Below are 15,804 nucleotides of genomic sequence, written 5' to 3'. Positions count from 1 at the left end.
GCTGGGGACATGCTACTGTTGAAGATAAAATTGCTCCAAGACTTACTTGTCCAGCCGATGCAACTTTCTCTTGTGCGATTGATCCGATCCCTGCTAATACAGGAGTTCCTTCAGTAGTTGAAAATTGTGGTGGTGCAAGTCTTTCTTACAGAGACAACAGCACACAAGGAAATTGTGCGCTTGGTTATTCAAGAAGAATCTTGAGAACCTGGACTGCTGTGGATGGTTCCGGAAACAGAGCGACTTGTGTACAAACTATTACGATAGGTTTGGGTGATTTGTTTGATGTTACCGTTCCACCAAATTATGATAACTTAGACCAACCAATGTTGGCTTGCGATGAGAAGATAGACAGAAACAAAATGTTACCCCACACATGGCAGATTTCCCTGAGTGCGTGGATGGATATATTTTGGACTCTGCATTCTGGAGAGCTAATCCTAACCAACCTGACCAATATCCAAACAGAAGATTACCAAGAGTATTGGGATGGAACTGTATCGATGATGTAAACAGCCCATGGTTTGGACATCCAAATCCTGATCCTGTATACTATCCATCACACAGACAGTGGTCACAAACAAATCCATTGTGCTGGGGACCTAACCGCCACATCATGTGGGTTGGAACAGGAAAACCAGGTGGAGCTGAGTGCTTTAACTTGAGTGTTACTTACAAAGACATCGTTTTCAACCTTGCAACTCCAGGCTGCGATGCAGGTCCTGTAGGATGTTACAAAGTGTTGAGACAGTGGACTGTTATGGACTGGTGTACCAGCGTTTTAGGTGGACATAACCAGATCATCAAAGTTACAGATGTAGAAGGACCACAGGTTCTTTATCCGGATTCTGCAAGAGTAAACATGGAATCTTATGCATGTGTAGGCCGTTGGGAAGTTCCACCAGCCTGGATTATAGACAACTGTTCAAATGAAGTACATTACACTGTTGAAGTTGAGCAAGGAACAGTTCTTGGCGATGAGACTACTGGTTATGTAGTAGTAAACATGCCTGAAGGAATCCAAATCGGTTACATCAATGCAATCGATTGCTGCGGAAACATTACTAAGAAAAGAGTAGTGTTGAACGTAGTTGACCGAGTTCCGCCACAAGCTATCTGTCGTTCAATAACTACAGTGAGCATCAACGGAAATCAAACTCCTGGATCAAATCTTGCAAAAGTATGTGCAGAATCATTTGACGAAGGATCATTTGACAACTGTCAACCACACATCTACTTCAAAGTGATCAGAATGGCTGAGTTGTTGGGAACCAACAACGGTAGCAACTCTAACAACGTAGTAGCATGTAGCGGAGTAAACGGAGATGACAACAGCATCTTAGCTGGAAATCAAGTTTACTTTGACGATTGTACTTATTTCTGCTGTGCAGATGTAGGAACCAAAGTAATGGTTGTGTTAAGGGTATTTGATGTAGATCCAGGCGCAGGTCCGGTTGCACCAATCAGAATGACCAGCACAAGCAGTGTGTTGAACGGAAGATTCAGCGATTGTATGATTGAGGTGGAAGTACAGAATAAGAGTGTACCTACAGTAGTAGCTCCACCAAATATCGTAGTAAGCTGCTGGTTCTGGTTTGACATTACCAAACTTACAGATCCTAACGATGCTACCTTCGGACGAGTAGTTACAAACTTGGGAGATAGGAAGAAAGTAGTAACAAAAGACTTAGTATGTTACAAATTCTGCGAAAGAAATGACTATACAGGATATCCTGGATATGTACAGACCAACGCAGTTCCAAAACCTGCACCAAATCAAGCATGCGAATACTACTATCAGTATTTCGACACTGCACATTGGGACAGAAAATATGAGTTAGTATGGGGATTTGACGGATATGTGTTAAGTGGCTGCGGAAGCAACCCAACCATCACCGTAAATGACCTTAGAGAGTGCGGACAAGGAGTAATCCAAAGAATTGTATCCACACAAGGACCAAACAACATCAACGTAACTGCCATCCAGACTATCTGGTTTGTAGACTGCGATCCATTCTATGTGGATGATGTAACTTGTAACGATCCAAGATATACAGACTTAATGTGGCCAAATGGCGTATGTACACAGACACCGGTAACGATCGACGGATGTGGCGCAGACATCAGCCCTGACAATCCACAATTAGGAAGACCACAAGTAATCAACAATGCAGACGACAACTGTGCATTATTATCTATCGAATACTTCGATGAGATCTTCAACATAGAGCCGGATGCATGTTTCAAAGTATTGAGAAGATGGGTAGTTATTGACTGGTGTCAGTACGATCCATTCATCGATCCAAACTTTGGAAGATGGGAAGCATTACAAGTGATCAAAGTAAGAGATCAGGACAGACCTGTAGTAACATGCAACGTAGGCCCATGTGAGCCGGCAGTGATAGACCCAGCATTGGGAATCTGTGTTGGACACATTTCACTTACAGCAGATGCAACAGACAACTGTAGCCCATTGGATTGGTTGTTCTGGGAATACAAAATAGACGCATTCAATGATGGAAAAGGCGTACACGGAGGATATGACTTCCGAGTAGGAACGTTGACCAGAAAGCAATATGCAGCTGGAGACACTGTTGAATACAGCCACAATCCATTTGCAGATGACGATCACAATCCATTCGATGCAAGCGGAACTTATCCAATAGGTATCCACAAAATCAAGTGGTTTGTAGAAGATGGTTGCGGAAACGTTGGAGTATGCGAAAGCTTATTTGAAATCAAAGACTGCAAAGCACCAACACCATACTGCTTGACAGGAGTAATCACAGTACCTATGCCAGCTTCTGGTTGTGTTGAGATCTGGGCAAAAGATCTTGATCACGGAAGTTATGACAACTGTACTGCAAAAGAGAACTTGAAGTTCTACTTTGACGGAGACGATACCAAAACATTCATCAACGTATGTTGTGCAGATTTCGTAGCTCAGGGACAAAACGATGAGTTAAGAATCGAAGTTGAAATGTGGGTAGAAGACGAAGAAGGAAACAAAGATTACTGCAAGACAGTAGTGATCGTACAAGACAATCAAGACATCTGTCCTAACACAGGATCATTCGGAAAAATCACCGGAAATCTTAAGACAGAAGGTGGCGATGTAGCGAACCCAGTAGACATGCAATTGTACAACAATGGCAACATGATGGCACAGAGAGTAGGAAGCCCATACAGCTTCGGCGATCTGAAGTTAAATGTAAACTACATGGTGAGTCCAAACAGAAACGATGAGCATAACAATGGAATCACAACACAAGATATCGTTAAGATTCAAAAACATATCTTAGGTCAGACTCCATTGAACAGCGCATACAAATTGATAGCAGCAGACGTAAACAACAGTGGAAGTGTAACTGCAGCGGATATGTCAGAATTACGTAAGTTGATCCTTGGTTTGACCAGTGAGTTCAGCAAAGTAAAATCCTGGACATTCGTACCAGCCGGTTATGTATTCCCTGATGCAAACAACCCATGGAATGCACCAAGAACAAGTTCTTTGATGTTGGACAACAACAAAGTAGTAGACTTTGTAGCTGTTAAAATGGGAGATGTTACCAATGATGCAAGAGCAAGCAATGCAAGCAACACACAAAGCAGAACCAATGGCGTGTTGAACATCGAAGTTGATGAGAAGAGCGTAGTAGCTGGAGAAAGCTATAAAGTAAGCTTCAAGTCAAGCGATTTCAACAACATCAGCGGTTACCAGTTCACATTGAAGTATGACAAGTCAAGCTTGATCTTCGAAGGAATGGAAGGTGGCGTGTTGAAAGCAACAGAAGCAAACTTTGGAACGAACAGATTAAACGAAGGAATCATCACTACCAGCTGGAACTCTAACAAGGGAGAAAGCTTCGGAAAAGATGCAGAATTGTTTACGTTGGTATTCAAAGCGACCAGAAATGGAAAAGTAAGCCAGATGTTTGCGATCACAAGTGATGTGACAAAAGCACAGGCATACAATGCATCAGAAGAAGTGAAAGAGGTAAGAATGGGCGTACGCACAGACAAAGGAGTTGTGGAAGGTGGAGTATTTGAGTTGTATCAAAACGAGCCAAATCCATTCTCTAAAGAAACTGTAGTAAAATACCGTTTACCTGAAGCAAGTGCAGTAAAACTGACCGTATACGATGTTACTGGAAAAGTAGTAAGAGTGTACGAGTTGAAAGGACAAAAAGGCTTGAACAGCTACCAGATCAGCAAAGGCGATTTGAATGCTACAGGACTGTTGTACTATCAGTTGGATGCAACAAACCACACCGCAACAAAGAGGATGTTAGTAGTTGAGTAATCAACTGACTAAAGTCTTCATGAGACGATAAGACAAAGCGGGTGCCTCCTCTAGAAATAGAGGAGGCCCTGTCTAAGTAAAATCGGTTTTTGGGATGGCCTCTCATCAACTCTCTGCAAGGAGAGCGACATGAGGGGCTTTTTTTATGCCCATAAGCGAGAATTATATAATTCTTTATGCAGGACTACCTAAACACGGTTTCTTACCGATATAGCCTAATTGCCTCAAAGAGAATACCCTAACCAATCAATTTTATATATAGAAAATAAATATGTAATATTTTTTAAGTAATTATTATGTAGTTACTTACATATTACATAATTTTGCAATATGATTGAATTATAGAAGATTCACCCATCCCACCTTCAAATTCAAGTCCCTTCCTAAAGACGCTAATAAATTACCTCTGTTCCAAAATGTATGTTTTCATTTTTGAGTGAACCATACGTCAGGACAGTTGTGAACGAACAGCCAAGGCTGTTCCCATAAATGATTTATTTAGGATTTAGCAAATATTCTATTATGTGCACGGCAAACTCTTTAGCCTGGATTCCCAAATCCAGAATTTTTCAAATTTCCCAAGGAGTCGTCCTGGGTATCCTGTTACTCTGTTCATCCGGATTAACCGCCCGGGATGGCTCTAGTGCACCATTCGTCACTACTCCGGTTGCTATCACAATTACCGCACCTCCTGACATGACAGTCAGTATAAAGACTCCGGGCAGTTGTGACAGCCTCATTAATTTGCCGGCGGCAGCTATAAATTCTACATGCTTGCCAGTCCAATCAAGTAATACGCTCACCGTTTTTGGAAATCTAAATTCAAATGGAGGACTCATCAGGTTTCAGACAGGAGTCTATCAGGTTATTTACCAAATTACAGACAACTGTCGCGTTGTGGCCATCGACACCATGAAGATTACAGTGTTTGACGCTACGCCTCCCAATGTAATTTGTACACCGGAAATGGTCATCAATTTAAACAGTACCGGACAAGGTCTAGTGCCGGCTGTAAGTTTGGACGGGGGATCTACGGATGATTGTGGGCATGTGTATTTTAAGCTTAAGAGAATGAATGCACCAATTGGTTTTTCATGCACATTGGGCCGAAATCCAAATTACCGATTTGATGATGAGATTTTGTTTTGTTGCATGGATATTGGGTCTTCTCCGATACCTGTTATATTAAGAGTATATGATGTTTACCCGGGTGCAGGACCGGTGCCTGACAGTTTGTATCTGGGGCATTTCAGGGACTGTATGGTCATGGTGAGTGTGGCAGATAAAATTGGCCCCAATCTGTTGTGTCCTGCAAACCTCACAGTGAGTTGTGGATTTGATACGGACTCATTATTTTCAAAACAGCGACCTATATATTCAGATAATTGCTCCTCTGTAAGATTGGATTCACAGATCATCAGAAACCTAAATGGCTGTGGATCCGGCACCGTACAGCGAAAGTATACCGCTACAGACAGGCTAGGATTAAAATCCGAATGCAGTCAGACAGTCACACTCCTAAAAAATTCAAATTTTAACGGACTGGATACCAATCAACTTAAATGGCCAGCTCATACAATTGTCTATGCATGCAGAATCAAACCAGATACCATAAAAGCAGGAGTCCCCATCATTAAAGAAGATAAATGCGATCAGGTTTTGGTCAAAAAGACAGATGAACTTTACGATTTTACCAGAGGGGGAGTATGTGGAAAAGTGCTCAGAACATGGGAAGTAATAAACTGGTGTGTTTATAATCCCTACCTGACCCCAAATCCCAGAATTGCTGACAATGGATATTACAGCTACGTCCAGGAGATTAAAATCATGGACACCATTCCTCCTGAAATTATTGGTTTTAATGATACCTTAATTTACAGTTTTGCTGAAAACTGTGGGTCAAGTTTAGTGCAATTACCAGATGTATCTGCGAGTGATTGTGGTGTCACCTCTGCCATTTCAATAAGTTATGAAATAGATTTTGGGAGTGAAGGTAAAATAGATCGCAGAGGAGTCGGACCCAATGCAAGTGGAATTATGCCTATGGGCCCGCACAGTATTTATTTCAGGGCAGTCGATTCTTGTCATAATGAAACTGTAAAATTAGTGCGTGTAGAAGTTAAGGATGGAAAGAAGCCAAGCGTTTTACTTCTTCATGGTATAAGTACATCGCTTTTAAGAATGCCTGCTGGTACAATGGTGAGTGTTCCTGCAAGTTTGCTAAACAAAAAAAGTGAGGATAATTGTACTAAAACCGAAAGACTTAGATTTTCTTATTCATCGGATCCCAATGATACCATTCGAACTTACACCTGTGATGACATTGGACAAAACATTGTAAGTGTTTATGTATGGGATGAGTGCAACAATTCCAGCTATGCTACCACCTACATTGCAGTAACTGATCCGGATAGTTTATGTCCTCAGACTTTTAACAATTACCATGTATCAGGACTCGTGCGCAGTTATTATGGAATGAATATTCCAGAGGTTCGAGTTCGACTTCAATATGGCAATACCACTGCTGAATCTATTACGGATGAACAAGGTCAATACAGCTTTCTTGACATTCCAAAAGGAATTTCTGCAGGAATGGAAGGATATTGTGATTTAAATTTTCTGGATGGAATAAGTACGGCAGATATACTTCGAATTCAACAACACATCCTTGGTATCAACCCTATAAGTAATCCCTATGATCTGTTGGCAGCAGACGTGGATCAGAGTGGCTCCATCACTGCAAAAGATCTTTCTGTGTTAAGAAATTTAATACTTGGTAGGATTACTGCATTGCCAAATAATGCATCCTATTTGTGCATTGATAAAAGTTACCGGTTTTCATATCCAGCTTTTCCATGGGAGGAATACAAACAACACAAATTGATGAATATTCCTGCTTTGGAATCCAATAAGAAGATAGATTTTATCGGAATAAAATTAGGGGACTTAAATCAATCATTATTTCAAAAGAAAGGAGTGTCAAATGAAAGTGATTCCAAGATTATTAATTATCAGTTTGTCGGTTCTAAATTAATTCTAAGTTCTGATTCAGAATGCTTCATAAATGGTCTTCAATTATCGATCAGGTTAGAAAAGAATTGTAGTGAGAATATTTCATTGGGGGATAATTTCTTAAAAGATAATTGGTCGGATGATTTTATACGCATAAGCGAGAATGAAATATTAATTTCAATTAACCTAATGCGACCCATTGTTATCAAAAAGGGTGAGGTGCTTTTTGAATTCAACATCCCGGGTCTCAAAATTATATGTCCTGAAAATCTAAATTTAACTGAAAATTTCAACCATGAAATGTATGGTGCCAATGACAAAAGTTATTCAATAAATCTCAAGAAAACAAATAGCACATATAGCGGGAAAGACTTAGAAATACTGGAGGCCGGACCAAATCCAACGCAAGGAAATTATCTAATAAAAATTTCCAATGGAAAGTTTGAAAATTTGGATTTGGAATGTTTTGATGTGTCAGGCAAATCAATTTTTCAACAAGCAATATTTTTGGTGAATGGAGTGAATACGGTTGAATTGGATCAACGGGTATTAACCCATTCAGGCGTTTATTTTCTTGTTCTGCGAACCGCACAATCAAGGGAAGTTTTAAAAATAATCGTACAATAATTCCTTACATACAACTGCAATATATAGATCATGAAAAATCTAAAAAATATAAATCAACCCATCCCAAAATGGACCAATCACATTAGAAAGAGTGCCTCTAAGGTGATGTTGTTATTATTGGTATTCCAATTCTGTAATGAGATGAAGGCTGTTCCTGAGGATTGGCCTTCATCTGACAGAGTTGATGTTCAGCCAATGCATGACAATGAATTGGAAAATTTAAATCTACCTTGTCATGGCTTGGTTCAGATATCCGTTGATCAAAGTGGCAGAGCATATCTTACCCCACAAATGTTGATTACCGACAAACTTCCTTCTTACGGAAAATTTAAGGTTTATGTGAACGAGACGGGTCTGAATTATGTCAGCTGCTCAGACATTGGTAAAAAAAGAACCGCTACCGTATTGGATACTACAAATGGAATGAGTTGTTGGAGTGAATTAAAAGTGGAAGATAAATTGATGCCGGTGCTGGTTTGCCGTGTGGATACTGTAATGTGCATTCTTGATCCATTTGAATTAAGATACGACACCATGATTATGGCAAGCGATAATTGTGATGCAAGTCTTACCATTTTATATGACCTGAGATTTGAAAGACTGCAGTGTGATTTACGATATTCAGGAATAAGTCATTTGCTGTATACGGTTACAGATGATTACGGAAACAAAACCACTTGTGCAAAAGATGTTTATTTCAGAAAGCCATCATTGAGTGATGTTGTGTTTCCTGCAGACGATACTTTGTATTGTCCTAATCCGGATATTTCAAGTTTGGAAGTTCCAACAATTTTCGGAGAACCCATTGATGCATTTTGTGATTTGCTCCCTTCCCATTTGGATGACACCATACCGGTTTGTGGAGGGATGATAAAAATTCAACGCCGGTGGTTTGTAATGAATTGGTGTACGCGGATGACAAGTATGGAAACTCAGCTCATCACTATTGCAGATACAACAAGGCCGGAGATTATTTGTCCTGCAGATGTTACCTTGTTTACAGAAGCAAATAAATGTTTTAATCTATATCGGATACCAACTGTCACTGCCACAGATGCATGTAGTCCGGCTTTTTTAATGATTTATGCAGTTAGAATAGATTCATTTTTTCTTGCAAGGCCGGGACAAAGTGTTGAATTATCTACTGGAAAACATACGATGCAATACATAGCCATTGATCCATGTGGAAACTCGGATACTTGCATTTCATATGCTACGGTAGTGGATAATATTCCACCGACTTTAATTTGTCCCCCAAAGTTGATATTTTCTTTGGATGGGACCGGACAATCCACTTTGAATGCGGCTTACTTCTCTAAGATAGGTTTTTTTACAGACAACTGTGCAGTGGATACAGTATTGGTCAGACGAATGACGAATCGTTGTAACAGGCCTCAGGATACAACATTCAGAGATCAAATTTATTTCTGTTGTGCCGATGCAGGGATGAGAGAAATGATTGTGGTCAAAGTTGTTGATGAAAGCGGAAATTCAAATTTCTGCATGATCGAAGTGGAGATTCAAAACAAGAATGTGTTTGCTATTAATTGTCCAGCAAATGTAACATTGAGTTGCACCCAAAATATGAATAATTTAAACCTCACAGGTAGGGTCACCATTTCAGGAGTTTGTGTGGACACTACAACAAACGGAATTACATTTTCTGATTCCGGCAAATTAGATAGTTGCAGAAGGGGAGTTTTTATTCGAAAGTGGAGAGTTAATTTAAGGAATGGGGTCATTGACAGTAGTTGCAGACAGAGAATAGAGATTGTCAATAATTATGTTTTTGATGCCAGAGATTTTATTTGGGCAAGAGATACCATGGTGCGCGGTTGTCGCTCTAATCATCCGGATTCTTTAGGATTGCGCCCGTTAAATCCAAGAGACAGTTGTGGTACCATTGTATACACATGGAGAGATAGTACCTTAAACCGACCTGCGGATTCATGTCGAAGGATCTTAAGATTGTGGCAAGCGAGGTCGTTGTGTAATGGTGCAATTGCCAGGGATACTCAGGTTATCAATGTTTCGGATTTTGGACCACCAAGATTGAAGGGACCAAGAGATACAGCTTTTTGCTCGACTAATACAGAATGTAATCCATTTCTTGTACTTGCTCCTGTTGTAGTCACCAGTTGCAATACCATAATAAGTATAACCAATGATTTTAATGGTGGAGGTGCCAATGCAAGTGGTGTGTATCCATTAGGCAAAACAAGAGTTATTTTTACTGCGAGAGATATTTGTAATAATATTGGGCGCGATACTGTTTTTGTTGATTTGGCAGATAAAATGGATCCCGATGCAGATTGCAAAAGATTACTTGTCAACATTCAAGCCAATGACAGTGCAAAAATAATTGCCAGGGATTTATTGTCATTCTATCAAGATAATTGTACCCCCACCCACAAATTAGTGATCACTTTTGATTTAAACAATCCTAATGACACTTGTCGTTACATTCCATGCAGTATACATAGACTGAATGTAGACTCAATCTATACATTCAGGGTTTTTGTATTGGACTCTTCAGGTAATGCTGGAAGTTGTAATGCTTTGGTTGATGTGGACGATCCTAATAATTTTTGCAACAGTAATTTCCAAACAACCATTCATGTTACAGGACTTGTGAGAGATGTCAAAGGAAATCCAATGGAAAAGGTAGAGATGCTTGAACAAGGTACGGGCCAAATGGTATCCACTGATTTGCAGGGAAAATATATGAACGATCAGATTAAGCCAGGATCATCTGTACACCTAAAGCCGGATTACGCACTTGGAAATTGGACTGATGGATTGTCCACTCAAGATGTTTTGTATTTGCAAAAGCACATTCTAGGAATTTCAACTTTTAGTAAGCCTGAACAATGGATAGCTGCAGATTTAGACAAAGATGGCTTTGTGACTACCAGAGACATCGTATGGTTGCGAAAATTGATTTTGGGTAAGGTTGAAGAAGTTCCAACCAATAAATCATGGAGATTTTTGGATGAGGAGTATATTTTTAATGACCATGATTTTCCATTGCGAGAAAAATTCAGCGAAGATTTTGAAACGGATCACCTCATGCATGACAAGGTCTTAAACTTTAAGTCCATCAAAGTAGGAGATGTAAGCGGCACGTCGGGCTTTCAGGAAAAAGTGGCCGGGGCAAGATTAAGATATTTTGAGTTAGGTGTGGAAGATCATTTGTTACCTGAAAATCAAAGGAGTCATTCTGACTTTATGATCAATGATGATTTGACTATGGAGGGACTTCAGATAAATATGAGTTTTGATTCAAGATTTGCCGAAGTGGACAGGATAGTTGAATTCCTGAGTGACGGCAGGGGAGTAGACCTTTCGGAAGATTCTTATTTTGTTAAAGATCGGGAATTAAGGATTAGTCTTAGCCTGGGAGTGCCAAAGAGACTTGAAAAAGGGCAACGAGTTTTCAGAATTGTTTGGAGAAACAAAATCTCCACAAGGCTTTCAGATTTGCTGAGGGATACTGAATACAGAAACAATGAAATTTTTCTGGTTAATAGCCTTGCTTCCCCTATTTCTATAAGGATTCTGGGTCCTTCAGGAAATGATGAATTAGAAATCAATCGTTGGGGGATACGTCCAAATCCATTTAAAGATCGGTGCAAAATTGAATTTGAATCATCACTGAACGTTGATGCCTATTTGGAATTGATGAATACAGAAGGAAAAGTAGTGTATGGAAAATGGAGGTCGATTGAAAAAGGTCTAAATACATGGGAAATAGAAAGTGGGATGCTTGGCGGATCCGGTGTTTATTTGTACCGGCTCCAGGCAGGTAAAATCATGAAAAAAGGAAAGATCGTTCTCTTGAAATAATTTCCAGTTGTTGAAAAAGCCTTTCCAAATAGATGGGAAGGCTTTTTATTAAAATTTTATTTAAATTATAAAATGCTGAAATACAGTATTTTGTGATATGTGGTTGTGCTTGTTCAAAAAAATATTTCAAATAAATCAGTATACATATAAAAATTAATAATATATTTGTGCCTGTTCCAGCCGGGTTTCCTGATTAGATTGGGATTCAGAGAGTGGTAATGAGTATCTGTTAAGAGAAATATTCATCACCATAAACCGATAAAATGGAGTTTTGTAAATTTCAACTTAGGCGCTTTTCCCCAATAATTTATTTTTTTATTTTTACCATCCATTCAGCCAAAATTTTTGGTGGGATTGTTTTTGATCCTGGTCCTGGGACAGGTCCGCCGCCGGCAGTCTTCAATAAATTTGTGATGCGGACCTTTGAGCCGGATCCTACTGCATTGTTAACCCCGACTACGAGTCTGCCTTCACCTGCCCAATGTGGAAACAGTCTTAGATTTAATACGCCTGCTTTGCATCTTAAAGTTGGTCAGGGTTGGGAAACCTGGAGCCATGGTTATACGGGTGACGTGTATTCTTACTTTGACCAGACTGCTGCAATTATATTACTTCCACAAGGGACGAGGGCCTTCTACTTTTATACAGAACCCAATGTGTACAGTAATTATACTGCGGAAGCGATTGCAGATGACGGGACTACCTCCGGTCCTATAACGATTCAAGGTTATGCCGGTGCCAAATTTATTGGTTTTTATGTAACAGGGTCGCAGTGCTTGCTGAAGACCATCAAAATTACGTATCCGCCAGCGGCCGGTGGGTTTGCCATAGCTGAGTTTGGGATAAGCTGTATGCCGGCAATTCCTACCATGAGTGAGTGGGGACTTATTTTATTAAGTTTAGTGCTGCTTTCTATAGGAGGCGTTTTTCTAATGAAAAGGAAATTGGGCTTAGCTAATGGATGGTCCATTGAGGTGGAGCGTCAGGGCTTACAATCTATTCCATTCAACAAAAAGCTATTCTTCAAAACCTGGCTGGCAGTAGCCCTGTTGGGAATATTTGCCTTTAATCTGGCAGTTTTTGGATTCGGTTACCAAATGACAGTCGCGGATGGCCCGGGATTTAGCATTTGCAGCCTGCTGTTGGCATATGTGATGCATTTGGGGATGTTATTCCAAAAGCAACCATAATGCTTTCAGGTAAGGTCTTTGGGCTTTATAAAAGGTCAGAGCTGAATAGAGATTCTGATCACACGAAAGAATAACCTATATATAGAAAATATTTTTTATATATAAAATATTTTTTATACATTTGTGCCGAAGCCAACTGATGGCCTTTGATTATTCAGAGGTAGGGAATGGTAGTGAATAACTCCTGGAATTAAAATTATTCATAACCATAAAAACTTACCAAATGGATTTCATTCAAACAAACCTTAAGAAGTGGCCGGTATTGTCCTTCTTATTTACATTGGTTTTATTTTTACCATCGACATTTGCCAACGTATATTTTGATCCGGGACCAGGTACAGGGGCCCCTCCGGTGCTTTTTAAAAGTTTTGCTATGCAGCCATTTGCACCTGATCCATCGGCACTTGGGACATCTATCAGCAGCTTACCTTCTCCTGCTCCTTGTGGCAGTGGTTTGTCATTCAGTGCACCTGGTTCTCATCGAAGAATTGGGCAGGGTTGGGCTACCTGGAGTCATGGATACACAGGTGATGTTTATACTTTTAACGGAACTTCAACTACCATAAATTTACCACCGGGCACCAGATCCTTTTACTTTTATGCAGAATCAAATAGTTTCAGCACTTTTACCGCTCAAGCGGTAGCCAATGATGGAACCAGTTCCGGGCCTATCTCAATTACAGGAAATGCTGGTGCAAAATTCATAGGATTTTATGCTACCGGTTCTAAATGTCTTTTGAAGTCAATTACCATTACCTTCCCTCCAGCTGCAAATGGTTTTGCCATTGGTGAATTTGGAATCAGCTGTTTGAGCATGGTGCCTACCATGGGTGAATGGGGACTTATGCTGATGGGATTGATTTTATTTGCCATTGCAGGAGTATTTATGACACGCAGAAAATTGATGCTTTCCAACGGTATGGCCATGGAAACAAGTCAAGGCATTTCTGCCGGTATGATGTTTGATAGAAAACTTTTCATGAAGTCACTGGCCATTGTATGGATAAGTGGATTGATTGGTTTTGGCATTTCGATCTTCGGCTTCGATTACAGTCTGACCAATGCAGATGTACCGGGATTTGCGCTCTCCAGTATAGTGTTGGCCTTTATTGTTCAATTGGGAATCCAATACAGCAACAGGGAAGAATAATTTTAAAAACATAAATAAAGAAGGGTAATACTAGCATATTACCCTTCTTATTTTTTTTAATAATTGTAGCTCATCATGCCAAATCATCTTACAGGACTTCAACCAACTTTTGTGCAGAAGTATATGAAGAATGAACTGATACAGTATGCATTCATCATGATTTTGGTCTTGATTGTTTTTTTTCTATTTTCTTCAACGGGCATTTATGAGAAATTTATCCAACAGCCCATTTCCATTTTATTTGCTTCAGGGAGTGCAAACATTCTGAAATTATTTGGATATCAGTCCTGGGCAGAGGATATGAATATTCATTGTGGCGCCGCAGTGGTCAGTATTTCCAAAGGTTGTGACGCCATTGCACCTATATTTTTAAGTTCACTTGCCATTTCATTATTTCCAAAAGTAACCCTTCAAAATAAAGTCAGCGGAATTTTATGGGTAGTTTTGGTTTTAGGAATACTCAATTTAGTTAGAATTCTGAGTTTGGTATTTAGTCAATTATATTTTCCGGAGATATTTGATTTTCTGCATATAGAATTCTGGCAATTTGTTTTTTTAGTAAGCTCAGGGGCCCTCTTTATATATTGGCTTATCCGGAATACAAAATATGATCCAGCCAAAGATCAATTATAAAAAAATTATTTACTTTTTACTGGGGCTGACTTTCAGTTATTTTATAATAGTTCCCGGAATTAAGTTTACTAAAATAAAATGGGTCTTCATTGAATCTGTCAATGATGTCTTAAATAATTCATTGGATCATTTTTTTTTAGACACCTATTTATATCTGCATACTGCTGATCAGACATCGCGTAAGATGATCATCGGGCCCTATCAATTAAAATTACCTCCGGTTCAATTTGAATCAAAGTATGACACGCAACTCAATCTTTTAAATAAGAAAAATATTCTTTCGTTGTCAAGTGGCGCCGGAGAAAAACTACCTATTCAAAATCAAAAAGTTCAGTTGAGCATCTGGGATCTTTGGCTGTTGCCATCCTTGCTTGTTTTTTGTCTCAGTATTTCATTTCCCGCTACACTGATAAAGAGGATTTTACTTTTGCTTATTTCATTTTGTTTTCTTCAACTGGTTAATTTGCTCAGGTTGATGACTGTGTTGGTTTTACAAATCAATCTTTCTGAACATTTAAGTCCAATATCATTGAGTGCTTGGCAAAAGAAACTGATCTCATTTTCCACAATATTTCATGGAATTGAAAGCATTTACATCCTGACATTTTTGTCATGGTTGTGCTGTTGGTGGTTAGTCACAAAAATATTTTCAATCAAAGGAGGTAAATAATTTAACGAAATAGTTTTTATAAAAAAAAACTATTCCTGTTCAGGAAAGGATGTTCCTGTCTATGGTAAAATCGCGGCACCCAAGTACCTGCTAATTTGGTCAAATTCAAAATCAAGTTAGCTCGATTTAATGTCTTTTGTTATCAATCTTCTAATTGTTGGATTTTTTTTAATTCAGGGCAATAATATTGAAATGCGCTTAAATTATTTGATAATTATATTTGTATTATATTGTAATAGAATGCAATACGCATTATAAAAATAACATATTTAAAAAAATACTCATATATTGGTATACTTTATTCAAAATCATTATTGTTACCTTTGTCACGTATTAAAGATTTTTCTATTTGTAATTTATTTAAAAAAATATT

At 39.1% G+C, this 15,804-nt stretch carries 7 protein-coding genes; all 7 read left to right on the top strand.

What is annotated here, in order from left to right; genetic code table 11:
- The first annotated feature begins 376 nt into the window (after window positions 1-376).
- A complete protein-coding gene (locus IPJ53_14240) occupies window positions 377-4,303 on the top strand; it encodes a T9SS type A sorting domain-containing protein (protein ID MBK7800257.1) in 3,927 nt (1,308 codons plus the stop codon).
- 522 nt (window positions 4,304-4,825) lie between these two features.
- Window positions 4,826-7,942 (top strand): T9SS type A sorting domain-containing protein, encoded by a 3,117-nt coding sequence (locus IPJ53_14235; GenBank protein MBK7800256.1) that lies wholly within the window; start codon window positions 4,826-4,828, stop codon window positions 7,940-7,942.
- 30 nt (window positions 7,943-7,972) lie between these two features.
- The gene (locus tag IPJ53_14230; protein ID MBK7800255.1) at window positions 7,973-11,788 is read left to right on the top strand and encodes a T9SS type A sorting domain-containing protein; all 3,816 of its coding nucleotides are present in this window, start codon (window positions 7,973-7,975) and stop codon (window positions 11,786-11,788) included.
- A 263-nt stretch (window positions 11,789-12,051) separates the two neighbouring features.
- Window positions 12,052-12,978, top strand: a complete 927-nt coding sequence (locus tag IPJ53_14225) for an IPTL-CTERM sorting domain-containing protein (GenBank protein ID MBK7800254.1) — start codon at window positions 12,052-12,054, stop codon at window positions 12,976-12,978.
- Between the two features lie 223 nt (window positions 12,979-13,201).
- Window positions 13,202-14,128, top strand: a complete 927-nt coding sequence (locus IPJ53_14220; GenBank protein ID MBK7800253.1) for an IPTL-CTERM sorting domain-containing protein — start codon at window positions 13,202-13,204, stop codon at window positions 14,126-14,128.
- A 75-nt stretch (window positions 14,129-14,203) separates the two neighbouring features.
- The gene (locus tag IPJ53_14215) at window positions 14,204-14,761 is read left to right on the top strand and encodes an archaeosortase/exosortase family protein (protein MBK7800252.1); all 558 of its coding nucleotides are present in this window, start codon (window positions 14,204-14,206) and stop codon (window positions 14,759-14,761) included.
- A complete protein-coding gene (locus IPJ53_14210) occupies window positions 14,736-15,431 on the top strand; it encodes a hypothetical protein (GenBank protein MBK7800251.1) in 696 nt (231 codons plus the stop codon). The genes IPJ53_14215 and IPJ53_14210 overlap by 26 nt, the downstream gene beginning before the upstream one ends.
- Window positions 15,432-15,804: the final 373 nt, after the last annotated feature.

It is taken from the genome of Candidatus Vicinibacter affinis (assembly GCA_016714365.1).
GTDB lineage: Bacteria > Bacteroidota > Bacteroidia > Chitinophagales > Saprospiraceae > Vicinibacter > Vicinibacter affinis.
The sequence above is the reverse complement of the archived record's forward strand: the minus strand, read 5'-3'. Positions and strand labels throughout refer to the sequence as shown.

Bases quoted from the DNA above. Each gene is read 5' to 3' on its own strand.
- IPJ53_14240 (MBK7800257.1), top strand. From the start codon at position 377: ATGGCAGATTTCCCTGAGTGCGTGGATGGATATATTTTGGACTCTGCA.
- IPJ53_14235 (MBK7800256.1), top strand. From the start codon at position 4,826: ATGTGCACGGCAAACTCTTTAGCCTGGATTCCCAAATCCAGAATTTTT.
- IPJ53_14230 (MBK7800255.1), top strand. From the start codon at position 7,973: ATGAAAAATCTAAAAAATATAAATCAACCCATCCCAAAATGGACCAAT.
- IPJ53_14225 (MBK7800254.1), top strand. From the start codon at position 12,052: ATGGAGTTTTGTAAATTTCAACTTAGGCGCTTTTCCCCAATAATTTAT.
- IPJ53_14220 (MBK7800253.1), top strand. From the start codon at position 13,202: ATGGATTTCATTCAAACAAACCTTAAGAAGTGGCCGGTATTGTCCTTC.
- IPJ53_14215 (MBK7800252.1), top strand. From the start codon at position 14,204: ATGCCAAATCATCTTACAGGACTTCAACCAACTTTTGTGCAGAAGTAT.
- IPJ53_14210 (MBK7800251.1), top strand. From the start codon at position 14,736: ATGATCCAGCCAAAGATCAATTATAAAAAAATTATTTACTTTTTACTG.